The following is a 21032-nucleotide window of genomic DNA, read 5'->3' on the forward strand; positions in this document are numbered from 1 at the left end:
GCCTGTTCAGGCTTACGACCAGGGGTTTTCCATGCTTCGACGTCCGCTGCTGGCGGCCGGTTCGCTGTTGCTTGCCGCCGCGCTGATCCTGGTCGGTGCCGGGCCGGCGGCCGCGGCCCAGGCCGGTTGGGCCGACTGGGATCCGCTAGCCGGCACGTCGCGGGACTTCACCACGACGATGCGGCAGCAGCCGGCCGGCTTCCCCGAGGCCTCGGTGGTCACCGACTCGGTGGCCGGTTCGGCCGTCGGCATCCAGACCGGTGCGTCGACGTTCCTGGCGCCGCAGACCGCGCCCGGTGAGAAGTACGGCAGCAGCCAGGGCCGGCCGTACCTCAACCTGAGGCCGAACGGTCTCAACGCCGCGCCGCCGTCGACCACGACCTACACCTTCGAGCGGCCGACCCCGGCCGCCGGCTGGACCTTCGTCCTCGGCGACATCGACGCGGACGCCGTGACGGTCACCGCGACCGGCGCCGACGGGTCGGAGCTGACCGCGGCCGAGCTCGGGTTCCGCAGCACCTTCAACTACTGCGCCGCCGGGGTGTCGCCGAAGCCGTCCTGCTCCGGCCCCGGCAACGACGGGACCGACCTGCCGGCGTGGGACGCGGCCACCTCGACGCTGACCGGCGGCGGCGCCGACACGGCCGGGGCGAGTGGCTGGTTCGAGCCGACCGTGCCGATCAAGACGCTCACCCTCGAGTTCGCCCGGACCTCGGGCAGCCCGGTCTACCAGACCTGGTTCTCCGCGCTGGCGTACGACATCGCCGGCACCGTGACCGCTCCGGAGGGACGGCAGCAGGGGATCACCCTGCAGCTGCTGGACAGTGACGGCCAGGAGCTCGCCGAGGCCGAGACCGACGCCGACGGCCGCTATTCCTTCCCCGGCTACGCGACCTACGACGACTACCGGGTCGAGATCATCCCGCCCGCCGATCTCGTCGCCGAGGGTCCGACGGCCCGCGACGCCGATCTCAGTGCCGGCGACCAGACCGGGTTGGACTTCGTGCTCGTCGAGCCGGTCGAGGTGACCGGCAGCATCTCCGGCACCGTGTCCACCGACGACGGCGATCCGGTGCCCGGCGCGAAGATCACCGGCACCGGACCCGAGGGCGTCGAACAGACCGCGACCACCGACGACGACGGTGGCTACGTCCTCGACGAGCTGCCGCCCGGCGACTATGCGGTGGTCGTCACGCCGCCCGACGGCTATCAGCCGGTCGGCCCGGTCGACGCCGACGTCACCGTGGACGAGGAGGGCACCGCGGTCACCGAGGTCGACTTCACCCTGACCCGTTCCGAGGAGCCGGCCTACGACGTGTCCGGGACGGTCGCCGACCTGGCGTCCGGTGATCCGATCGCCGAGCTCGAGGTCGAGCTGACCGGGCCCGACCTGGCGGAGCCGGTCGTGGTGACCACGGACCAGGACGGCGCCTTCGCCTTCCCCAACGTGCCGCCGGGTGCGGACTACAAGGTCACCGTCGACCTGCCGGACGGCTCCCCGGCGGGTGACCCGTCGGCGACGTTCGAGGTCGTCGACCGGGATGTCACCGGGATCGACTTCTTGGTCGTCCTCGGCCAGCCGTCCCCGTCGCCGACCCCCTCGGCGCCGGAGCCGACCCCGTCCGAGCCGACGACCCCGCCCTCGGAGCCCACCCCGGCCCCGACCGAGCCCGCGCCGACCGAGCCCGCGCCGACCGAACCCGCGCCGACCGAACCCACGGCGCCGCCGACCGTCGTCCAGCCGACCGAGGCCCCGGCCCCGAACGACGAACTGCCGCAGACCGGTGCCCCGTCGCCCCTGCTCGCCGTCGCCGGCCTCGCCGCCCTCCTCCTCGGCACCCACCTCCTCCGCCGCCGCAACCGCTGAACTTCGGCTCGGAGAGGGTTGGAGGGGGTCGGGGGTCAGGATTGCCAGAGGCGGAGGTAGGCCATCCGGACCGCGGCGCCGTCGAGATACATGCCGATCGGCTGGTTGTCGTAGCGGATGCCCTGATAGGTGCCCGGGGCGGCGCCGGCAGCGGTCTGGACGATCAGTCGATCGTCCGACCCGTCCTCGGCGACGCGGTGATAGACGCTGATCCGGTTGTCGTACCAGGTGATCTTGAACGACCGGTAGGTCTCGATCGGCGTCGGGAAGTGGACGTTGGCCAGCGTCGTGTACTCGTGGCCGAACTCGCGCTGGATGGTCACGTAGCCGGACTTGCGGATCAGCAGCACGGCGTAGTTGTAGTCGTTGCTGTAGTGACCGAGCAGCACCTTGAGCCCGCCGTTGGACGACCGGGTTACGCCGTCGACGACCTGGCCGGCCAGCGGGTCGTACCAGAGCGTCCGGCCGCGCACCGTGACCGCATAGTTCTGCTGGAAGCTGCGCCGGGAGCGGACCCGGACCCGGCGCAGGTTGTGGCCCCAATCGCCACGGTGGAAGGGATCGCTGTAGCTGCCGTTCTCGACGGAGCCGACCGCGCCGTCGTGCACCCACAGCCCGCCGCGGACATTGGTCGCGGCGTAGGTGATCAACTCAGGCCCGTCGGAGTAGTTACTGTCGTCGGCTTGGCTGGTGGCGCCCCGGAACAGGTCGTACGTCGTTGCGGCCGCTGCCGGAACCGCCCCGGTCCGAGGGCCACCACGGACGGCTCGGTCGGGGTCGGCTTAGGGTGGTGCGATGGCGTTGATCAACTGTGACTTCTTCTCCGACGCGCTCGAGGTCGGCACGTCGATGACCGTGATCCTGCCCCAGTCGACCGAGGCGCAGATCGGTGTCACGGCGGCGCGCCGGCGCACGGACTTCCCGGTGCTCTACCTGCTGCACGGGCTGTCCGATGATCACACCGCGTGGCTGCGCTACACCAGTATCGAGCGGTATGCGGCCGCCGCCGGGCTCGCCGTCGTGATGCCGGCGGTCCATCGCAGCTTCTACGCCGACGAGGCGCACGGTCATCGCTACTGGAGCTTCGTCGCCGAGGAGCTGCCCGAGATCGTCGCGTCGTTCTTCAAGATCTCGACCGAGCCGGCGGAGACCTTCGTCGCCGGGCTGTCGATGGGCGGCTACGGCGCGCTGAAGCTCGGCCTGTCACACCCGGAGCGGTTCGGTGCCGTCGCCAGTCTGTCCGGCGCCGTCGACGTACGGCAGCTCGCCACCCGGTCCGAACGCGCGGACCTCTTCCAGCGCGTCTTCGACGGCACGATCTCCGACAGCGACGACCTGTTCGAGTTGCTCGAGGCGGCCGAGCCGGGCAGCGTGCCACCGCTCTACATCTCCTGCGGCACCGAGGAGGAGCGGCTGATGCCGCCGAACCGGCGCCTCGCCGAGCTGGCCGCCGCCCGGGGCATCGACGTCCGCACCGACTTCCGGCCCGGGGTGCACGAGTGGGGGCTGTGGGATGCGGTGATCCCGCACGTGATCGACTGGCTGCCGTTGCCGAACCGCACCTGATGTCGATCATGAATCTGCTCGTCGTCGGCGGCAGCGGCCTGCTCGGCCGGGAGCTGGTCCGGCAGTCGTCGGCCGCCGGTGACCGGGTCGTCGCCAGCTATCTCACCCGAGCCGCCGACTCCGCCGGCGCCGACTGGCGGCCGCTCGACCTCCGCGACCGGCCGGCTGTTGATCAGTTGCTGGCGGCGGTCCGGCCGGACGTGGTGATCAACGCCGCCTATCAACAACACGACTGGGCCAGCACGGCCGATGGCGCCATCCAGCTGGCGGTCGCCGCTGCGGCGGTCGGCGCGCGGCTGGTGCAGGTGTCCAGCGACGCGGTCTTCTCCGGTACGGCAGTGCGCTACCCCGAGACCGCGGTGCCGGACCCGATCACCCCGTACGGTGCGGCCAAGGCGGCCGCCGAATCGGCGATCAAGATCATCAGCCCGAGCGCGGTGATCGCCCGCACTTCCTTGATCATCGGTGATCATGACTCGCCGCAGGAGCGGCTGGTGCACGCCCTGGCCGGTGGCGAGGCGACCGGTGGCCTGTTCACCGACGACATCCGCTGCCCGGTCCACGTCACCGACCTGGCCGCCGCCCTGCTCGAGCTCGGGCGGTCCGGCCAGTCCGGCGTGAAGCACGTCGCCGGTGCCGAGGCCGTCAGCCGCCACGAGCTGGGCGTCCTGATCGCCCGCCGCGACGGCCTCGACCCCGCCTCACTGCCGACCCGGACCCGCGCGGGCAGCGGCATCGCCGGCCCGCTCGACGTACGGCTGGACTGCACCGCCACCCAGCAGCAGCTGCGGACCCGGCTGCGGGGTGCGACGGAGTTTCTCGCCGGTTGAGGATGCGAGTCGTCGACGCCTGCTCGGCGGCGGCCGAGTGTCCGCGCCCGGTGTCAGGATGGAGCCATGCCCGACGACCTGCTGCACCGGGCGCTCTACTCCTACCCGGAGGTGGATCGCCTCGCCGGTCTCTCTGCCGGCACCGCACATCGCTGGTTGGAGGGTTATCGGCTGCGCGGTCAGTCCTACCCGCCGGTGCTCCGGCCCGACGCGACGGGGTCGACGGCGGTCACCTGGGGTGAGCTGGTCGAGGTGTGGTTGCTGGCCGAGTTCCGGCACGCCGTGCCCGTCCGCTGGTTGCGGAGCGCGGTCGTCCGGCTCCGGGCGGAGTTCGGACCCGGCCCGCTCGCCCGGGCCCACCCGCTTCTCGAGGTCGACGGCCGCGAACTGGTGCGGATCATCGAAGATCAGGACGGGCCCGATCGGCCCGCGGAGTTGATCGTCGTCCGCAGCGGTCAGCACGCGCTGCCCGATGGTGCGCACCGGTTCCGCACGGCGGTCGTGCGGGAGAACGGCATCGTGGTGCGGCTCCGGCCCGACCCGAGCACGCCGGCGGTGCTGATCGATCCGCGCCGGGCCTTCGGCCGACCGGCGATCCGCGACGCGCCTACCGCGGCGCTCGCCGAGGAGGTCCGGTCCGGCGCCGGCCCGGCCGAGCTGGCCGAGCGCTACGACCTGACGATCGACGAGGTCGAGCAGGCCGTCCGCTACGAGGCGACGTCGGATCGTCGGCGCGACCTGCACCGAGTTCGGCCTCCGCTCGGTCTGGCTCGGAGCCCGGCGTGATCTTGGTCCGACCAGGCGTCGCGTTCCGGCGAGCGGAGGAGCACCGAGCGGATCCGGCGGTCAGCCGGCGTGGGCCGGGGTGCGGACGGCGCGGCGTTCGTGGTGCTCCACCCGTCGGGTGGTCACGCCCATCTCCCGGCCGGCGTCGGTCAGCACGTCGCCGAGGCGGCCGACGATCTCGTCCAGCAGGTCGCGATCGCTGATCAGGGGTGGGGCGATCTGCACGACGCTGTCGCCGCGGTCGTCGGGCCGCGCGATCAGGCCGGCCTCGCGCAACCGCTGCGGCAGGTAGCCGCGGAGCAGCCGATCCCGTTCCGCTTGGTCGAAGCGGGTGGCCCGCTCGTCCTTCACCAGCTCGACGGCCCAGAAGAAGCCGCGACCGCGGACGTCGCCGACGATCGGCAGCTCCCGCAACCGGCTCAGTTCGGCGGCGAAGTGCCCCTCCAAGGACCGCACGTTGTCCAGGATCCGGTCCCGCTCGATGATCTCGAGGTTGCGCAGGGCGATCGCGGCGCTGAGCGGATGGCCGCCGAAGGTGATGCCGTGCCGGAACGGCCGCCCGGCCATCATCATCGGCTCGGTCACCCGGGATCGGGCCAGCACGGCGCCCATCGGCGCATGTGCGGAGGTGAGGCCCTTCGCCAGGCTGATCAGGTCGGGCGCGACCGACTCCCGGGAGATGCCGAACCACTCGCCGAGCCGGCCGAAGGCGGTGATCACCTCGTCGGCCATCAGCAGGATCCCGTACCGGTCGGCGATCCGGCGCAGCCCGGCCCAGTACCCGGCCGGCGGCACCAGGCAGCCGCCCGAGTTCTGCACCGGCTCGGCGATGATCATGGCCACCGTGTCTGGGCCGGCGGCGAGCACCGCGTCCTCGACCTCGGCCAGCAGTCGGTCCCGGAAGCCCTCGGGGTCGGCGCCGTCCGGCGCGCGGAACGCATTGGTGTTGGAGACGTGGGTGACGTCGATCGGTGCCGGCCCGAACCCGTCGGAATAGCCGGGCAGCCCGGTGAAGGAGAGGGCGCCGAGGGTGACGCCGTGATAGGCGGTCCGGCGCGCGATCGCCTTGGTCCGTTGGGGTTGGCCGATCGCGAGGAAGTGCTCTCGGGCCAGCTTCCAGGCGGCCTCGACCGATTCGGAACCGCCGCTGGTGAAGAACGCGCGGTAGTCTTCGGCCGGAGCACGGGCGCACACCTGCTCGGCCAGCTCGATCGCCGTCGGGTGGGCCGTGGCCCAGGTGGTGTGGAACGCCAGGGTGGTCAGCTGGGTCGCGGCTGCCTCGGCCATCTCCCGCCCGTACGAGTAGCCGAGTTGCGCGCAGAACAGGCTGGACAGCGAATCGATATAGCGCCGGCCCTCGGTGTCGAACACGTACGGGCCCTCGCCGCGCTCGATCACCAACAGATCGTCGACTCGCTGCTTGGAGAAGTGCAGGAGCAGATTGTCTCGGGCCTTTGCCTGAAGATCTTCATGATTCATGGTGTTGCCGGTCCCCTGTCCCCTGACTGTCCCCCGAGATCGATCCTGTGCGCCACCGTAAACGGGGACGCCGACAGTCGGTGTGCGAATGTGTGAGGCTCCCATCGTGCGCTGAATGTTCGCTCACGTCGAGGGGTTCGGTCCGCCCCGTGGGAAATGCTTTCGGCCGGCCCGAGAGAATAGGTGCTCCGCGAGTGAGCTGACGGACCGACGAGGGGCTGCCCGGCATGGATCTTCGAGCACGCGAGGCGACCGGATTCCAGGAGTCGGCGCCGTACGATCCGAAGATCGATCTGCGGACAGACTTCGTGATGGCGTACGGCCTCGACGACAGCACCGCCGACCGGATCGCACGGTGGCGCGAGGCCGGCTACCGGGTGCATCTGATGACCGGCATCTCCTGGGGGAAGTACCAGGATTACCTGGACGGACGGTGGGACGGCACCGACCACTGGGACGACGCGCAGACCGACCGCGACGGCCGGCCGATCCTGCACGGCAAGAGCACCGACATCCCCTACATGGTGCCGACACTCGCCTTCACCGAATACCTGATCGAGAAGCTGCGGCCGATCATCGCGCTCGACGTCGAGGGGATCCATCTGGAGGAGCCGGAGTTCTGGGCTCGCGGCGGTTATGCGCCGTCCTTCCAGCGGGAGTGGCTCGCGTTCTACGGCGAGCCGTGGCAGCCGCCGCACTCCGGGCCCGAGGCGCACTACCGCTCCGGGCAGCTGATGCAGCATCTGCTGACCCGCTGCCTGGACCGGGTGACCACCGTGCTCCGGGACGAGGCGCTGCGGCTCGGCCGGGACACCCGCTGCTACATCCCGACGCACAGCCTGCTCAACTACACCCAGTGGCAGATCGTCAGCCCCGAGTCCAGACTTCGTGATCTTCCCGGCGTGCACGGGGCGATCGCCCAGGTCTGGACCGGCACCGCGCGGACGCCGAACGTGTACGCCGGCCGGCACGCCGAACGGACCTTCGAAACCGCCTATCTGGAGTACGGCATTGCGCAGGACCTGACCCGCGGCACCGACCGGACGCTGTGGTTCCTGCACGACCCGATCGAAGATCATCCGGGTCGGACCTGGGAGGACTACCGGGCCAACTATCACCGCACCCTGGTCGCCTCGCTGCTGCATCCGGGGGTGAGCCGGTTCGAGGTGGCGCCGTGGCCGCGGCGGATCTTCACCGGCCGGTACCGGCGGGAGGGGTCGGACGAGCGGGTGGGCATCCCGGCTGACACGGCTACGTCCTACCTGATCACCATGAACGCGCTCCGTGACCTTGATCAGGCGGAGTTGATCACTGATGATCACGGGCCGCGGATCGGGGTGCTGTTGTCGGACACGGCGATGTTTCAGCGCTGGCTGCCGGGCTCGGAGGACCCGGAGAAGTATGACGGGCTGCAGGACGCACCCGGACCGCAATCGCGCACCCTGCTGGACTTCTCGCCGTTCTACGGGCTGGCGCTGCCGCCGCTGTTCGAGGGGCAGCGGGTGGTGCCGGTGCAGCTGGAGCTGCTGCTGACCGATCCCGCGCTGCTGGACGAGTTCGACGTGGTGCTGGCCAGCTACGAGTTCCAGAAGCCGAGCAGTACGGCGATCAACGATGCCCTGGCCGGCTGGGTCCGGCGCGGCGGCGCACTGCTCTATGTCGGTGACGGCTCCGACCCGTTCCATCAGATCCGGTCCTGGTGGACCGGACGCTATCCGACCGCGGCCCACCAGCTGGCCGAGGCGCTCGGGGTCGATCATGATCATGACGGTGCCGTAGCGGTCGGCGACGGCCTGGCCCGGTTCGTCGCCGCCGATCCGGCGCGGTTCACCGAGAGCCCGGCCGCGGCGGCGGCGCTGGTCGATCTGGTCCGTGGATTGGCCGGCCTGGCCGGGCACTCCTGGCGGTCCGGGAGTTGGCTGTCGGTACGGCGTGGTCCGTACCTGATCGGGGCCGTGCTGTCCGAGGCGACCGAGCCGCACCCGCAGACCGGGCGCTGGATCGACCTACTCGATCCCGACCTGCCGGTGATCACCGAACTCGAGGTGCCGCCCGGCGGGGTGGTCTGGCTGCGCGAGCTCGATCACGAGCCCGAAGTCGGCCAGGTGCTGGCCTCGGCCGGCCGGATCGAAGATCATCAGGTCGCGGCGGACGTCCTCGCCTACCGCTGCGAGGCGCCGGCCGAGATCGGTGTGATCACCGCCCTGCGCTGGCCTGCCCGGCCGGCCGAAGTCATGATCGACGGCACCCGGACCGACGACTGGCGGCATGATCAGCAGGCCGGAGTGCTCTGGGTGCGGCATCCCGGCTCACCGGCCGGCACCTCGGTGCGGGTGATCGGTGGGCTGTCGCAGATCTGACAATGGTTCGTCGGAACGGCCCGGATCGGGGCCGATCGGCCAACGAAAGTCAGATCTGCGACAGCTTGACGTCGGCGGCCCGGACCACCGTGCCCAGCCGCGGGAAGTCGAGGCCGATGGCCGCCTCGTGCTCCGCGCCGGTCAGCGCCGTCATCGCGTCCTCGACGAAGATCAACTCGTAGCCGAGGTCGCCGGCCGCCCGGGCGGTCGACTCGACCCCGAGGTTGGTCGCGATGCCGCCGAAGACCAACGTGTCGATGCCCCGCGACCGCAGCTCCTCGTCCAGCCCGGTGCCCTGGAAGCCGCCGATGGTCCCCTTGACGATCTCCACGTCGCCGTCCCGGAGCAGCTCCGGCACCAGGCCGCTGCCCGGCGGCTGCACCGCGATCTTCGGGCGTTCGACGCGGATCAGGACGACCAGCGCATCGGCCGAGCGGAACGATTCCGCCAGGCCTTCCGCGGTCGCCAGCACCTCGGCTCCCGGCCTCGGCTCGAGTGGCAGCGCGACGATGCGCTCCATCAGGTCAACCAGCACGAGCGCTGTGCCGGCACGATCAAGTGTGTGAGTCACGTTCTGAAGTTACCGATGATCATCGAGCGATCCACACCGGGGCTCCGATCGGTGCCCACTCTCGGCGACGGGCCCCGAGTTCGTGCCTGGTCAGCGGGACGTTCGGGTGTTCGTCCCCTGAGCCTGTCGAAGGGCCGACCCGATGCCGCCCTCGATTTCGGGGAGCAAGATCAACTGACCGCCGGGCGGGCTGTTCGTTCCCTGAGCCTGTCGAAGGGCATGCAGGCTGAGCGATCCCCAAGGTCCTATTGGCCAGCGTTGGCGCAGCTGGTTTGCCCTTCGACAGGCTCAGGGAACGAACACCCGGGCAGCCTCTGCGAAACGGCAGACGCAGGAGCGGGAGTGATCACCGGTGCTGCACGAGGGTGGGTAGGGTTCGGCGGGTGATGGTGGCCGAGGATGTGCTGGGGGTGCTGGAGGTCCTGCGCGGGGTCGGGGCGGAGGTCTGGATCGGCGGTGGCTGGGGCATCGATGCACTGGTCGGCGAGCAGACCCGGGAGCATCGTGATCTTGATCTGATGCATCGGCAGGAGCAGGAGCCGGCCGTGGTCGCAGCCCTCGCGTCCGCCGGGTTCGTCGAGTCCCTCGACTGGCGGCCGATCCGGTTCGTGGTCAGCCATCCCGACGGGCGCGACCTGGATCTGCATCCGTTGGTGTTCGCCGACGACGGGTCCGCCGATCAGGCGTCACCGGACCCCGAACACCCGTTCCACTATCCGGCGTCGTGCTTCGTCACGGGCATGATCAACGGGATCCGGGTGCCATGCCTGTCCGCCGAGCAGCAGTTCCACTTCCACCAGGGCTACGAGAAGACCGAACGCGACCACCACGACCTGGCCCAGCTCGCCCGCCTCGCCCCAAACCTGCCGACTTGTCAGAACTGAGTTGTGCCATAGGGCAACTCAGTTCTGACAAGTCGGAGGGCTAGTCGGGGTCGGGGTCGGCGGCGCGGGCCTGGGTGCAGGCGATGCCGAGGCGCTGCAGGACGGCTTCGCTGATCTCGCCGAGGGCCTCGAGCTGATCATGGTCGAGGGCGTCGACCAGATGCTCGCGGACCCGGTCCTGTTGGAACCGCTCCGCGGTCAGTTGGGCCGCCCGCCCCTTGGCGGTGAGCACGATCACCGTGCTCCGCGAATCCTCGACGCACTCGGTCCGGCGGACCAGCTCGCGCTGTTCCATCCGGCGCAGCTGGTGCGACAGCCGGCTCTTCTCCCAGGCCAGCTCCCAGCGCAGGTCGCGGGCCCGCAGGGTCGATTGTGGCGCGGCGGCCAGGGCGGCGAGGACCTCGGCGTCCGCCTCGGACAGGCCGGTCGCCTGGGTCAGTTCCCGGCCCAGCACGCCGATCAGCTGCGCCTGCATGCGGTGGAACCGGCGCCAGGCGTCCACCTGGGCCGGCGTGAGCGTGCCGCCGCGGACCATGGAACAGATTCTACCCGGATTCGGTTGATGTATCATCCAGTTGTGGTTGACACATCAACAGAAGGAGTGCGGGCATGACCGACTACGGCCACGAACTGCAGTTCGGCGGGTTCCTCACCCCCGACGCGGGGGACCCGGACCGGGTGGTCGACCTGGTCCGGCTGGCCGAGCAGTCCGGCCTGGACCTGGTCTCGTTCCAAGATCATCCGTACCAGCCCGCCTTCCTCGACGCCTGGACCCTGATCAGTTACGTCGCCGGCCGGACCGAACGGATCACCCTGACCGGAAACGTGTTCAACCTGCCGCTGCGGCCACCGTCGGTGCTGGCCCGGAGCGTCGCCAGCCTGGATCGGCTGACCGGCGGCCGGATCGAGCTCGGGCTCGGCTCCGGCGCCTTCTGGGACGCGATCGAGGCGATGGGCGGCGAGCGCCGGACGCCGGGCGAGGCGGTGCGTTCGGTCGAAGAGGCGATCATGATCATGCGCGAGCTGTGGGACGACACGCAGCGCGGCGGCGTGCGGGTCCGCGGCCGGGTCTATCAGGTCGACGGGGCCAAGCGGGGTCCCGCCCCGGCGCACCGGGTGCAGATCTGGCTCGGCGCGTACAAGCCGAGAATGCTGGAGTTGACCGGCCGGTTGGCCGACGGCTGGCTGCCGTCGCTGTCGTACCTGCAGCCCGGCGACCTGACCCGTGGCAACAAGATCATCGACGAGGCGGCGATCGCCGCCGGCCGGGAGCCGCGGGCCGTCCGCCGGCTGCTCAACCTCGGCCAGGCCGAGCCGGCGGAGCTGGCCGAACTCGCGCTGACCGAAGGGATCGGCACGTTCATCGCCATGATCGACGATCCGACCGCACTGCAGCGCTTCGCCCAGGAGACTGCCCCCGCGGTACGTGAGCTGGTCGACGCCGCTCGCCGGGGCGGCGGCGCGGATCCGTCCGCCGGCGTCGGAATGATCACCGGCCCGGATCCGGTCCGGGCCGGTGCCGCCGAGTCGGAGGTGTTCGAGCGGATCGGCGTCCGGCCGACCCCGGACGACGGCAGCCGGCTGCTGCCCGACCAGCCCTGGGACGAGGGGGCGCGGCCACACCTGACGCCGGCGCCCGACGCGAGCTACAGCGCCCAGGGCGGTGCGGTCGGCCAGCACCTGATCGACGTCCATGATCATCTCCGGCAGGAGCTGGAGACGGTCCGGGACCTGGTGGACCAAGTGAAGCAGGGCACGATCGAGGCGGCCCGGGCCCGGTCGGTGATCAACGAGCTGACGCTGAAGCAGAACAACTGGGCGATGGGCGCCTACTGCGCCTCATACTGCCGGGTGGTAACCCAGCACCACACCATCGAGGATCGCAGCATGTTTCCGCATCTGCGGCGCAGCGATCCGGAGCTGGTGCCGGTGCTGGACCGACTGACCGAGGAACACCAGGTGATCCACGGGGTGCTGGAGGAGCTCGACCGGCGACTGGTGGAGCACCTCAAGGCGCCCGGCGAGTTCACCGAGCTGCAACGGGCCGTCGACCGGCTGACCGACACCCTGCGCTCACACCTGTCCTACGAGGAGCGCGAACTGGTCGAGCCGCTGGCCCGGATCGGGATGTATGCCGGCCAGGTCTGACCGCTGCCGCATGATCGGGGAGATTCCCGCCGGGACTACCCGGCGGCGTCTTCCCCATTGCGGACGACCTGGGGCCGGGCCTCGCCTGCCTGGGCCTGCGCGCTGGCCGTGAGCCGCCCGACGATCGCCGGCACCTCCCGGACCAGCGTGTCGTCGGTCAACGCCTCGACCATGAACAGGGCGAAATCCACCCGGCGGGTCCGGTTGCTGGCCAGCACCGGGTCGCCGACGTGCCGGCTCCACACCGGCAGTCCCTGGCTCTCGCCCTCCTCGAGATCGCTGCCCCGGACGACGGTCCAGCGCCGGTCGCTGGCGAAGATTCGCCGGCAGGCCTCGACCTGATCCTCGATCTCGACCGCGCGGAGCAGTCGGCCCAGCCAGGCGGCGACCCGGAGCGCGGCCCGGAACCACACCGAATACCGGTCCCGGCCGTCCCGGGTGATGTGCCAGCCGCAGGAGAAGATCAGCCGCGCCTCGGGCTCGGCGAAGTCGAGGACCGCCTGGGCCGTACCCGACGAATACTGCTGCACGCCCCACGGCACCAGCACCGACAGCACTCCGTCGCAGCCGGCGACCGCCCGGCGGATCAACTCCCGGTCGTTCGTCGGCCCTGGCAGGATCGTGATCCGGTCGGCGAACTCGGCCAGCTTGCCGACGCTGACCTCACGGCAGACGCCGACGACCTCGTAGCCGCGGTCCAGTGCGTGCTGGACCAGGTATCGCCCGAGCTTGCCCGACGCGCCGATGATGCAGACCTTGCGGATCCGGTGATTGTCCATGTCCCCGTCCTTGCTCGAACTTACGATGTAAGCAACGGTATGCTTACGCCGTAAGTTAGTCAAGAGTGGGAGGACAGTGTGCAGCGCGAGCAGAGTCCGGTCCGGCGGGGTCGAGCCAAACGGGAGCCGCTCAGTCGGGACCGGATCGTCGCCGCCGCGATCGCCTTGGCCGACGAGAAGGGCGAGGCCGGCGTCACGATGCGGGCGACCGCCGGCCGGCTCGGCGTCGAGGCGATGTCGCTCTACAACCACGTGGCCGACCGGGCCGGCCTGCTGGACGGGATGGTGGACGCGGTCTTCGCCGAGGTCGAACTGCCGACCACGGCCACGGACTGGAAGCAGGCGATGCGCGACCGGGCGCTGTCGTCCCGATCGGTGCTGCGGCGCCACCCCTGGGCGGTCAGCCTGATGGATTCCCGGAGCCAGCCGGGCCCCGCGATCCTGCGCCATCACGACGCGGTGCTCGGCGCGCTCCGGGCCGGCGGGTTCTCCGTCGTGATGGCCGCGCACGCCTTCTCGGTGATCGACAGTTATCTGTACGGGTTCGTGCTGCAGGAATCGGCGATGCCGTTCTCCGGGCCCGAGGAACTGGGCAAGATCGCCACCGGCATCCTGCGGGACGGACCGGGGGAGGAGTTTCCCCATCTGACCGAACTGATCACCGAGCATGCGCTGCGACCGGGCTACGACTACGCCGCCGAGTTCGACTACGGCCTCGACCTGATCCTCGACGCCCTCCGCCCCGACGAGCTCTGACCCGCTCCCCGTCGCGGCCCGGTCGGGCGGGGCTGGTTAGGCTCGGGGCCATGCCCAGCGAGATTTCCGGCGGCGGAAAGGTCGTGATCACCGGCGCGACCGGCGGTCTCGGCGTCTCCTTCGCCCGAGCGCTGGCGGCCCAGGGCCGGGAGTTGGTCCTGGTCGGACGGAACGCGGCGGCGCTGGACGAGTTGGCCGGGGAACTGGGGCACTTCCGGGTCGGGGTCGAGTCGGTGATCGCGGACCTGGCCGATCCGGTCGCGGTCAGCGGACTGGTCGATCGACTGGCCGAGGTCGATGTCGACCTCTTGATCAACAACGCCGGGTTCGCCCAGCACGGGCCGTACGAGCAGCTGGACCGGGCCGAGCAGCATGATCAACTCCAGGTCTGCGTGGTCGCCCTGGCCGACCTGGCCCAGGGGATCGCGCCGCAACTGGTCCGGCGCGGTCGCGGCGGCATGATCAACGTCGCGTCCACGGCGGCGTTCCAGCCGACCCCCTATCTGACGGCCTATGCCGCCAGTAAGGCGTTCGTGCTGTCGTTCAGCCAGGCGCTGCATGCCGAGCTGAGGAGCAAGGGCGTGACGGTCACCGCGCTCTGCCCGGGGCCGGTGATGACGAAGTTCTGGGAGCAGGTCGGGTCGACCGATGCCGCCTTCGGGCAGCGGCTGCCGGCCGACCGGGTGGTCGCGCAGGGGCTCGCCGGCTATCGACGGGGCCAGCCGGTGGTGGTGCCGGGCTGGCGCAATCGGGCCACGGTGCACGCCAACCGGCTGATCCCGCGTCGGCTCGCGGCGACGATCGCCGGGCTCGCCGTCCGGCCGCGCGGGCGATGACCTGATCCGCGGAGGGAGTTGATCATGACCGACCACTGTTGTGCGCCGGAACGGCCGCAGGGCGCGCCCCAGCCGTCGCGCCGGCCGGCGACGATCCCGGTCGACGGGCGGCACCTGATCGAGCAGGCCGAGCTGCCCGGCGGCACGTTCACGATGGGTGATCAGCACGGCGACGGGTTGCCGGCCGACGGTGAGACGCCGCTGCACCAGGTCACCCTGTCGCCGTACTCGATCGATGTCACCTCGGTCACCAACGCCGACTTCGCCCGATTCGTCGACGCCACCGGCTATCGCACCGATGCCGAGATGTTCGGCTTCTCGGCCGTCTTCCACCTGGTCGTGCAGGCGAAACCGAGCCAGATCATGAGCAACGCCGACGGCACCCCCTGGTGGCTCGGCGTCCGCGGCGCCGACTGGCGGCACCCGGCCGGGCCGTTGTCCGACCTGGACGGGCTCGATGATCATCCGGCCACCCACATCAGCTGGACCGATGCCCGCACCTACTGCCGCTGGGCCAAGCGGCGGCTGCCGACCGAGGCCGAGTGGGAGTACGCGGCGCGCGGCGGGATCGAAGGTGCCCGCTATCCGTGGGGCGACGACCTCGACCTGGACGACTGGGGCTGCAACATCTGGCAGGGTGCCTTTCCCAAGATCAACACCGAGGAAGACGGCTGGCTGACCACGGCCCCGGTGCGTTCCTACCAGCCGAACGGCTACGGGCTGTGGCAGCCGGTCGGCAACGTCTGGGAGTGGTGCGCCGACTGGTTCGATCCGCGCTACTACCAAGCCGCGCCGGGCCAGGATCCCGCCGGCCCGCCCGGCGGCCGGGCCCGGGTGCTCCGCGGCGGCTCGTACCTCTGTCACGACTCCTACTGCAACCGCTACCGCAACGCCGCCCGCTCCTCCAACACCCCCGACTCCTCGATGGGCAACGCCGGCTTCCGCACCGTCTCCGCCCGCTGAGGTCGGGTGTTCCGTTCCCTGAGCCTGTCGAAGCATGTCCTGAGCCTGTCGAAGGGGGCAGGCCGGATGGGTGCCCCTTCGGTTTCGGCCCAACGGCTGGGGAAAGTCGCGCCAAGGACGGGCGGGTCAAGGCGGTCCGCGGCGTTGTGCTGCCGAGCGCCGGTCTTGGGCGGCGAAAGTCGCCGGCTGGGCATCGAGTGTGACGTTTCCCGCCCGGTGGGTGCCGGTTGAGCCGGGAAAAGTCACAGTCGATGATCCCGATCGCAGCCCAAACGGCGCCCGGCCGGACATTCCCAGAAGGCGCCCTAACTTGCCCGTCCTTGGTGCGTCTTTGATCCTTGGCGAGCACCGAGCGGACGTGCCCGGCCGACCGGGGGCGGTCGAATCCCGCCGCCCCGGGGCCACTCGGTGAGGGCGTCGGTCCCGCGACCCGAACCCGAGACAGGGCTGTGACTGGCTTGCCCCCCTTCGACAGGCTCAGGACATGCTTCGACAGGCTCAGGGAACGGAGCCCTCGAGCGTCCCCATCGGTTGGCGGAGGGGAGTTGATCTTGCTCTCGACCGGCTCAGCGAACAATTCAGCGGGCGTGGCGGCGGAGGCTGAGGCGGCGGAAGATCTCGGACCAGCGGTCCTGGTGGGTCTGGGTCGGATACTGCGGGACGAAGCCGAGGCGCAGGTAGGCGGAGATCGCGGGGAGGCGGTGGTCGTCGGTCTCCAGCGCGCTCGAGGTCAGGCCGTCGGCGGCGAACCGGTGCAGGGCGGCGACCGTGACGGCCAGGCCCAGGCCGCGGCCGCGGAGCGCGGGATGGCTGGCGACCCAGTGCAGCCAGCCGGCCTGCGGGTCGCGGTGCGGCAGCACCCGGGCCGAGGCGGTGGCGACGAGCCGGTCCCCGCGCCGGATCAGATAGGTGGCGCGCACGGTCGGGTCGTCCAGCAGCTCCAGCCGGACCCGGTCCGGCGTCCAGGTCGTGCTGAAGGCGGCGTCGAGCAGGTGAGCGAGCGCGGTGGCGTCCAGGGGACCGGCCGGATCGACCCCGTCCGGGACCGGCGGCAGATCCTTCAGGTGCGGGCGGCGCATCAGCAGCGACAACATTGTCGGCAGCCGATTCAGGCGGTCGCGGCGTCCCTGGCCCGGGTTCTCACCCGATAGAGACTGCTGGAGGCGGTGATGTAGACGTCGGTGCCGTCCGGGCCGCCGAAGCACAGGTTGGCGGTGGTCTCCGGCAGTCTGATCACGCCCAGTTCGCGGCCGGTCGGGTCGTAGACGCCGACGCCGTACTTGGTCGAGGTCCAGATGTTGCCGTCGGTGTCGACCCGCAGCCCGTCCGGCACCCCGTCCTCGATGGTGATCACCGTCCGGCCGTTCTTGCAGCGGCCGTCGATCAGGTCGTACGCGCGGATGTGCCGGTTGCCGACGCCGGGGTGAATTCCGGAGCCCGAGCCGGAGGAGTCGGCGACGTAGAGGATCGACTCGTCCGGCGAGAACGCCAGCCCGTTCGGCGCCTCGACGTCCAAGATCACCGGGCGGGTGATCCCGGTCGTCTCGTCGTGGCAGAAGACATACTGGTCCCGATACTCCCGCTCACCCGGATGGCCTTCCACGGCGATGGAAATGCCGTACGCCGGGTCGGTGAACCAGATCGCTCCGTCCCGGGCGACGACCACGTCGTTCGGCGAGTTGAACTGGACGCCGTTCCAGGTCTCGACGATCGCGGTGATCTCGTCGTCGTGATCACGCTCCACCCGGCGCCGGCCGTGCGAACACTGGATCACCCGGCCCTGGCGATCCAGCGTGCGGCCGTTGGTGAACTCCGCGTTGTCGGAGTAGACGACGGTGCTGCCGTCGTCAGCGTGGAACTGCAGGATCCGGTTGTTGTGGATGTCGCTCCAGCGGACGGCGCGCAGGTCCGGAATCCAGACCGGCCCCTCGGACCAGATCGCGCCGGTCCACAGTCGCTCCACGACGGTGTCCGGGTCGATCAAACCCGCCAAGCCCTCGATCACGGGAAGAGTGTTGTCCGACATGTCCGGATTATCTCGACCCCGTGGTAGGCACCGGCGACCGGGTGGACAACAATGGCCGGATGGCTGATTCGACTGGTCCGATTGTCATCGTGGGCGCGTCGCTGGCCGGCGGCGCCGCGGCTGTCGCCCTGCGGGAGGGCGGCTTCGACGGCGAGATCACCCTGTTCGGCACCGAGACCCACCGGCCGTACGAGCGGCCACCCCTGTCCAAGGGCCTGCTGCTCGGTGATGCCGAGGAGCCCGACTGGGTCGGCGACGAGGGCTTCTTCGACACCGCGGTGACCTGGAAGCCGGGCACGACGGTGACCGCGATCGATCCGGAGCGCAAGGTGGTCCGGGTCGGCGACGACTCCTATCCGTATCAGAAGTTGATCATCGCCACCGGGTCGACGCCGCGCCGGCTCGACCTGCCCGGCGCTGAGCTCGACGGTGTGCTGACGTTGCGCACGCTGGACGATGCCTTGGCCCTGCGGGAACGGTTCGCGGCGGGCGGGCCGGTGGCCGTCATCGGCGCCGGCTGGATCGGCTGCGAGGCAGCCGCCGCGGCGCGCAAGCACGACGCCGCGGTGACCATGATCGCGCCCGAGGACCAGCCGCTGGTCCGGGTGCTCGGTGATCAGATCGGTGCCGTCTTCGGTGGGCTGCACCGGGAGCACGGAGTCGATCTCCGGCTCGGCGCGTCCGTGCAGGGCTTCGAGGGCGACGGTACGGTCTCTGGGGTGAAGCTGGGTGACGGCACCGTCGTGCCGGCGCAGACCGTGGTGCTCGGGGTCGGCGCCGCGCCGAACATCGCGTTGGCCGAAGCGGCGGGGCTCGAGCTCACCGACGGCGGCATCGCGGTCGACCCGACGCTGCGCACCTCCGAGTTCGACATCTACGCCGTCGGTGACGTCGCGGCCCATGATCATCCGCGCTATCGCCGCCGGGTCCGGGTCGAGCACTGGGCCAACGCCAAGGACCAGGGCGCCCACGTCGCCCGCAACGTGCTCGGGGCCGAGGCGCCCTATCAGGCGAGCCCGTACTTCTTCACCGATCAGTACGATCTCGGCTGCGAATACCGTGGCCTGGCCGACCCGGAGCATGATCAACTCGTGATCCGCGGTGACCTGGCCGGGCGGGAGTTCATCGCCTTCTGGCTGCGCGACGGCGCCGTCGCCGCCGCGATGAACGTCAACGACTGGGATCACGGCGACGCCCTCGGCGCCCTGGTCGATTCCGGCCGGCAGGTCACCGAGGACGAGTTGATCAACGGGACTCTCTGAGCTTGTTCGTCCCCTGAGCTTGTCGAAGGGCAGGTTCGGGGCATCTCCCTCGCCCTTCGACAAGCTCAGGGAACGGAACAAGCGGCCCGGGACATCCGGAAAGCGGATTCCTCGAAGGGCCACCGATTGGTCACTCGGCGGACATCTGGCTGACCCTCAGGCGTCGGACTGGGGGCGCACGGTGGGGCCATGGGGACATCTCGGGGGCCTTCGCGCCGCACACTGATCAAGGCCGGACTGGCGACCGCGACGACGGCGGGGCTGGCACTGTCGTCCAACAACGCGGCGGCGGCGCCGTCGCCGCGGCAGAATCCGTTCACGCTCGGCGTCGCCTCCGGTGATCCGTGGTCGACCAGCGTGGTCCTGTGGACCCGGCTGGCGCTGGACCCGCTGGCCGCCGACGGCCGCGGCGGCATGCCGGAGCGGGACTACGAACTGCTCTGGCAGGTGGCCAAGGACCCGTCGTTCCGGTCGGTGGTCAGATCCGGCCGGGCCGTGGCCAAGGCTGAGTTCGCGCACGCGGTGCACGTCGAGGCGACCGGGCTGGAGCCCGGCCGGGAATACTGGTATCGGTTCCGGCAGGGCAGTCACCTGTCCGAGCCGGGGCTGACCCGGACCGCACCGGCGCGGGGCGAGTCGCCGGCTTCGCTGGCCATGTCGTTCGTCTCCTGCTCCCAGTACGAGCACGGCTGGTTCACCGCCTACCGGCGGCTGGCCGAAGATCAACCGGAGTTGATCCTGCACCTGGGTGACTACCAGTACGAGTACAAGGCGGGCGCCTATGTCGCGCCCGGCGGCAACGTCCGTGATCATGCCGGGCCGGAGACGACCGATCTGGCGACCTACCGGCAGCGCCATGCGCAGTACAAGTCCGACCCGGATCTGCAGGCCGCCCACGCGATCGCGCCCTGGCTGGTGGTCTGGGATGATCATGAACTCGACAACAACTGGGCCGATGAGATGCCGGAGAAGCCGGCCGAGGCCGGTCCGGCCTTCTTGGAGCGCCGGGTGGCGGCGTTTCGGGCCTACTACGAGAACATGCCGCTGCGGCCGAGCTCGGCCCCGGACGGCATCGATCTGCTGCTCTACCGGCGAATCCACTGGGGCCGGCTGGCCACGTTCCACCTGCTCGACACCCGGCAGTACCGCGATGATCAAGGTTGCGGTGACGGCTACAAGACTGACTGCCCGGAGGCTGTGGATCCGACCCGGTCGATCACCGGTGATGATCAGGAGGCGTGGCTGTTGGACGGCTTCCGGCAGTCCCGGGCGCGCTGGGACGTCATCGGCCAGCAGGTCTTCTTCGCCCAACGGGACAACAACGTCTCGCCCGACATCAAGACCGTGTCGATGGACGGCTGGGACGGCTATCAGGCCTCTCGGGAGCGGATCACTCGCGGCTGGGTCGACGCCGGCGTGCGCAACCCGGTGGTGCTGACCGGCGACGTGCACGCGCACTGGGCCTCCGACGTCAAGATCGACTACGACGATCCGGACGGGGCGGTGGTCGGCTCGGAGCTGATCTGCTCCTCGATCACCTCCGGCGGCGACGGGGCCGACTCGGCGACGCCGCACCCGTGGCTGGCCTGGAACACCCACCTCAAGTTCCAGAACAACCTCCGCGGCTATGTCAACACCACGATCACCGCCGACCAGCTGGACTCCGATTTCCGCTGCCTGCCGAAGGTGTCCGTCGCCGGGCAGCCGGTGTTCACCCGGCGCTCGTACCGGCTCGTCGACGGTGAGCGAGGCCTGCAGCAGACCGCTGATCACCCGCCGGCCTCCGTCCTGCGCGAGGGCGAGAGCGTCGAGCAGGTGACCCGGGAAACCGTGGCCTGGGAGACCGAACGCCCCTAGCTCGTTCCGTTCCCTGAGCATGTCGAAGGGCAAGTTCGATCAGGCTTGCCCTTCGACAGGCT

19 protein-coding genes are annotated in these 21032 nt (G+C 70.4%); 12 read left to right on the forward strand and 7 right to left on the reverse strand.

What is annotated here, in order from left to right:
- Positions 1 to 31: 31 nt before the first annotated feature.
- On the forward strand, positions 32 to 1867 hold the full coding sequence (locus FNH24_RS04940) for an MSCRAMM family protein (protein ID WP_152361031.1): 1836 nt from the start codon (positions 32 to 34) through the stop codon (positions 1865 to 1867).
- A gap of 35 nt (positions 1868 to 1902) precedes the next feature.
- Here the strand turns inward: FNH24_RS04940 and FNH24_RS04945 are convergent, their stop codons facing one another.
- On the reverse strand, positions 1903 to 2517 hold the full coding sequence (locus FNH24_RS04945) for a hypothetical protein (RefSeq protein WP_152361032.1): 615 nt from the start codon (positions 2515 to 2517) through the stop codon (positions 1903 to 1905).
- Positions 2518 to 2662: 145 nt separating this feature from the next.
- Between FNH24_RS04945 and FNH24_RS04950 the strand changes: the two genes are divergently transcribed.
- The 3 genes from FNH24_RS04950 (at position 2663) to FNH24_RS04960 (ending at position 5049) form a co-directional block, all read left to right on the forward strand.
- Entirely contained in the window at positions 2663 to 3433 is a 771-nt protein-coding gene (locus FNH24_RS04950; protein WP_152361033.1) for an alpha/beta hydrolase, read from the forward strand.
- A gap of 8 nt (positions 3434 to 3441) precedes the next feature.
- A complete protein-coding gene (locus FNH24_RS04955; RefSeq protein ID WP_152361034.1) occupies positions 3442 to 4263 on the forward strand; it encodes an SDR family oxidoreductase in 822 nt (273 codons plus the stop codon).
- A gap of 66 nt (positions 4264 to 4329) precedes the next feature.
- Positions 4330 to 5049, forward strand: a complete 720-nt coding sequence (locus FNH24_RS04960; protein WP_152361035.1) for a DUF433 domain-containing protein — start codon at positions 4330 to 4332, stop codon at positions 5047 to 5049.
- 60 nt (positions 5050 to 5109) lie between these two features.
- On the opposite strand, the gene FNH24_RS04965 is transcribed toward FNH24_RS04960, so the two are convergent.
- Positions 5110 to 6528 (reverse strand): aspartate aminotransferase family protein, encoded by a 1419-nt coding sequence (locus FNH24_RS04965; RefSeq protein ID WP_152361036.1) that lies wholly within the window; start codon positions 6526 to 6528, stop codon positions 5110 to 5112.
- A 227-nt stretch (positions 6529 to 6755) separates the two neighbouring features.
- Here FNH24_RS04965 and FNH24_RS04970 point away from each other — a divergent pair, with 227 nt between their 5' ends.
- Positions 6756 to 8888 (forward strand): hypothetical protein, encoded by a 2133-nt coding sequence (locus FNH24_RS04970; RefSeq protein WP_152361037.1) that lies wholly within the window; start codon positions 6756 to 6758, stop codon positions 8886 to 8888.
- Positions 8889 to 8937: 49 nt separating this feature from the next.
- Here the strand turns inward: FNH24_RS04970 and FNH24_RS04975 are convergent, their stop codons facing one another.
- Entirely contained in the window at positions 8938 to 9459 is a 522-nt protein-coding gene (locus tag FNH24_RS04975) for an isochorismatase family protein (protein ID WP_281351000.1), read from the reverse strand.
- 386 nt (positions 9460 to 9845) lie between these two features.
- On the opposite strand from FNH24_RS04975, the gene FNH24_RS04980 reads away from it, so the two are divergent.
- Positions 9846 to 10343, forward strand: coding sequence for a nucleotidyltransferase domain-containing protein (locus tag FNH24_RS04980; protein WP_152361039.1), 498 nt, complete (start codon positions 9846 to 9848; stop codon positions 10341 to 10343).
- A gap of 40 nt (positions 10344 to 10383) precedes the next feature.
- Here the strand turns inward: FNH24_RS04980 and FNH24_RS04985 are convergent, their stop codons facing one another.
- On the reverse strand, positions 10384 to 10878 hold the full coding sequence (locus tag FNH24_RS04985; protein WP_161606002.1) for a MarR family winged helix-turn-helix transcriptional regulator: 495 nt from the start codon (positions 10876 to 10878) through the stop codon (positions 10384 to 10386).
- 74 nt (positions 10879 to 10952) lie between these two features.
- Here FNH24_RS04985 and FNH24_RS04990 point away from each other — a divergent pair, with 74 nt between their 5' ends.
- Positions 10953 to 12491 carry an LLM class flavin-dependent oxidoreductase gene (locus FNH24_RS04990; protein WP_152361041.1) on the forward strand — a complete coding sequence of 513 codons (1539 nt, stop codon included), beginning with the start codon at positions 10953 to 10955 and terminating at the stop codon, positions 12489 to 12491.
- 35 nt (positions 12492 to 12526) lie between these two features.
- On the opposite strand, the gene FNH24_RS04995 is transcribed toward FNH24_RS04990, so the two are convergent.
- Positions 12527 to 13270, reverse strand: a complete 744-nt coding sequence (locus tag FNH24_RS04995) for an NAD(P)-dependent oxidoreductase (protein WP_152361042.1) — start codon at positions 13268 to 13270, stop codon at positions 12527 to 12529.
- A 78-nt stretch (positions 13271 to 13348) separates the two neighbouring features.
- On the opposite strand from FNH24_RS04995, the gene FNH24_RS05000 reads away from it, so the two are divergent.
- The 3 genes from FNH24_RS05000 to FNH24_RS05010 are packed head-to-tail and all read left to right on the forward strand — an operon-like array spanning position 13349 to position 15825.
- The gene (locus FNH24_RS05000) at positions 13349 to 14026 is read left to right on the forward strand and encodes a TetR/AcrR family transcriptional regulator C-terminal domain-containing protein (protein WP_246186750.1); all 678 of its coding nucleotides are present in this window, start codon (positions 13349 to 13351) and stop codon (positions 14024 to 14026) included.
- 50 nt (positions 14027 to 14076) lie between these two features.
- Positions 14077 to 14862, forward strand: a complete 786-nt coding sequence (locus FNH24_RS05005; protein WP_152361043.1) for an SDR family NAD(P)-dependent oxidoreductase — start codon at positions 14077 to 14079, stop codon at positions 14860 to 14862.
- A gap of 24 nt (positions 14863 to 14886) precedes the next feature.
- Positions 14887 to 15825, forward strand: a complete 939-nt coding sequence (locus FNH24_RS05010; RefSeq protein WP_175047860.1) for a formylglycine-generating enzyme family protein — start codon at positions 14887 to 14889, stop codon at positions 15823 to 15825.
- A 578-nt stretch (positions 15826 to 16403) separates the two neighbouring features.
- On the opposite strand, the gene FNH24_RS05015 is transcribed toward FNH24_RS05010, so the two are convergent.
- Together FNH24_RS05015 and FNH24_RS05020 are read right to left on the reverse strand one after the other, a co-directional pair.
- A complete protein-coding gene (locus FNH24_RS05015) occupies positions 16404 to 16919 on the reverse strand; it encodes a GNAT family N-acetyltransferase (RefSeq protein ID WP_217428041.1) in 516 nt (171 codons plus the stop codon).
- A 14-nt stretch (positions 16920 to 16933) separates the two neighbouring features.
- Positions 16934 to 17851, reverse strand: a complete 918-nt coding sequence (locus FNH24_RS05020) for an SMP-30/gluconolactonase/LRE family protein (protein ID WP_152361044.1) — start codon at positions 17849 to 17851, stop codon at positions 16934 to 16936.
- Positions 17852 to 17910: 59 nt separating this feature from the next.
- Between FNH24_RS05020 and FNH24_RS05025 the strand changes: the two genes are divergently transcribed.
- On the forward strand, positions 17911 to 19113 hold the full coding sequence (locus tag FNH24_RS05025) for an NAD(P)/FAD-dependent oxidoreductase (protein ID WP_152361045.1): 1203 nt from the start codon (positions 17911 to 17913) through the stop codon (positions 19111 to 19113).
- A 189-nt stretch (positions 19114 to 19302) separates the two neighbouring features.
- Positions 19303 to 20970, forward strand: a complete 1668-nt coding sequence (locus FNH24_RS05030) for an alkaline phosphatase D family protein (protein ID WP_152361046.1) — start codon at positions 19303 to 19305, stop codon at positions 20968 to 20970.
- The last annotated feature ends 62 nt before the right edge of the window (positions 20971 to 21032 follow it).

It is taken from the genome of Microlunatus speluncae (genome assembly GCF_009299835.1).
Taxonomy (GTDB): Bacteria; Actinomycetota; Actinomycetes; order Propionibacteriales; family Propionibacteriaceae; genus Microlunatus; species Microlunatus speluncae.

Coding starts and splice junctions, on each gene's coding strand:
- FNH24_RS04980 (WP_152361039.1), top strand. CDS start 9,846: ATGGTGGCCGAGGATGTGCTGGGGGTGCTGGAGGTCCTGCGCGGGGTC.
- FNH24_RS04985 (WP_161606002.1), bottom strand. CDS start 10,878: ATGGTCCGCGGCGGCACGCTCACGCCGGCCCAGGTGGACGCCTGGCGC.
- FNH24_RS04955 (WP_152361034.1), top strand. CDS start 3,442: ATGAATCTGCTCGTCGTCGGCGGCAGCGGCCTGCTCGGCCGGGAGCTG.
- FNH24_RS05010 (WP_175047860.1), top strand. CDS start 14,887: ATGACCGACCACTGTTGTGCGCCGGAACGGCCGCAGGGCGCGCCCCAG.
- FNH24_RS04990 (WP_152361041.1), top strand. CDS start 10,953: ATGACCGACTACGGCCACGAACTGCAGTTCGGCGGGTTCCTCACCCCC.
- FNH24_RS04940 (WP_152361031.1), top strand. CDS start 32: ATGCTTCGACGTCCGCTGCTGGCGGCCGGTTCGCTGTTGCTTGCCGCC.
- FNH24_RS05015 (WP_217428041.1), bottom strand. CDS start 16,919: ATGTTGTCGCTGCTGATGCGCCGCCCGCACCTGAAGGATCTGCCGCCG.
- FNH24_RS05025 (WP_152361045.1), top strand. CDS start 17,911: ATGGCTGATTCGACTGGTCCGATTGTCATCGTGGGCGCGTCGCTGGCC.
- FNH24_RS04995 (WP_152361042.1), bottom strand. CDS start 13,270: ATGGACAATCACCGGATCCGCAAGGTCTGCATCATCGGCGCGTCGGGC.
- FNH24_RS05005 (WP_152361043.1), top strand. CDS start 14,077: ATGCCCAGCGAGATTTCCGGCGGCGGAAAGGTCGTGATCACCGGCGCG.
- FNH24_RS04950 (WP_152361033.1), top strand. CDS start 2,663: ATGGCGTTGATCAACTGTGACTTCTTCTCCGACGCGCTCGAGGTCGGC.
- FNH24_RS05020 (WP_152361044.1), bottom strand. CDS start 17,851: ATGTCGGACAACACTCTTCCCGTGATCGAGGGCTTGGCGGGTTTGATC.
- FNH24_RS04970 (WP_152361037.1), top strand. CDS start 6,756: ATGGATCTTCGAGCACGCGAGGCGACCGGATTCCAGGAGTCGGCGCCG.
- FNH24_RS04965 (WP_152361036.1), bottom strand. CDS start 6,528: ATGAATCATGAAGATCTTCAGGCAAAGGCCCGAGACAATCTGCTCCTG.
- FNH24_RS04960 (WP_152361035.1), top strand. CDS start 4,330: ATGCCCGACGACCTGCTGCACCGGGCGCTCTACTCCTACCCGGAGGTG.
- FNH24_RS05030 (WP_152361046.1), top strand. CDS start 19,303: ATGGGGACATCTCGGGGGCCTTCGCGCCGCACACTGATCAAGGCCGGA.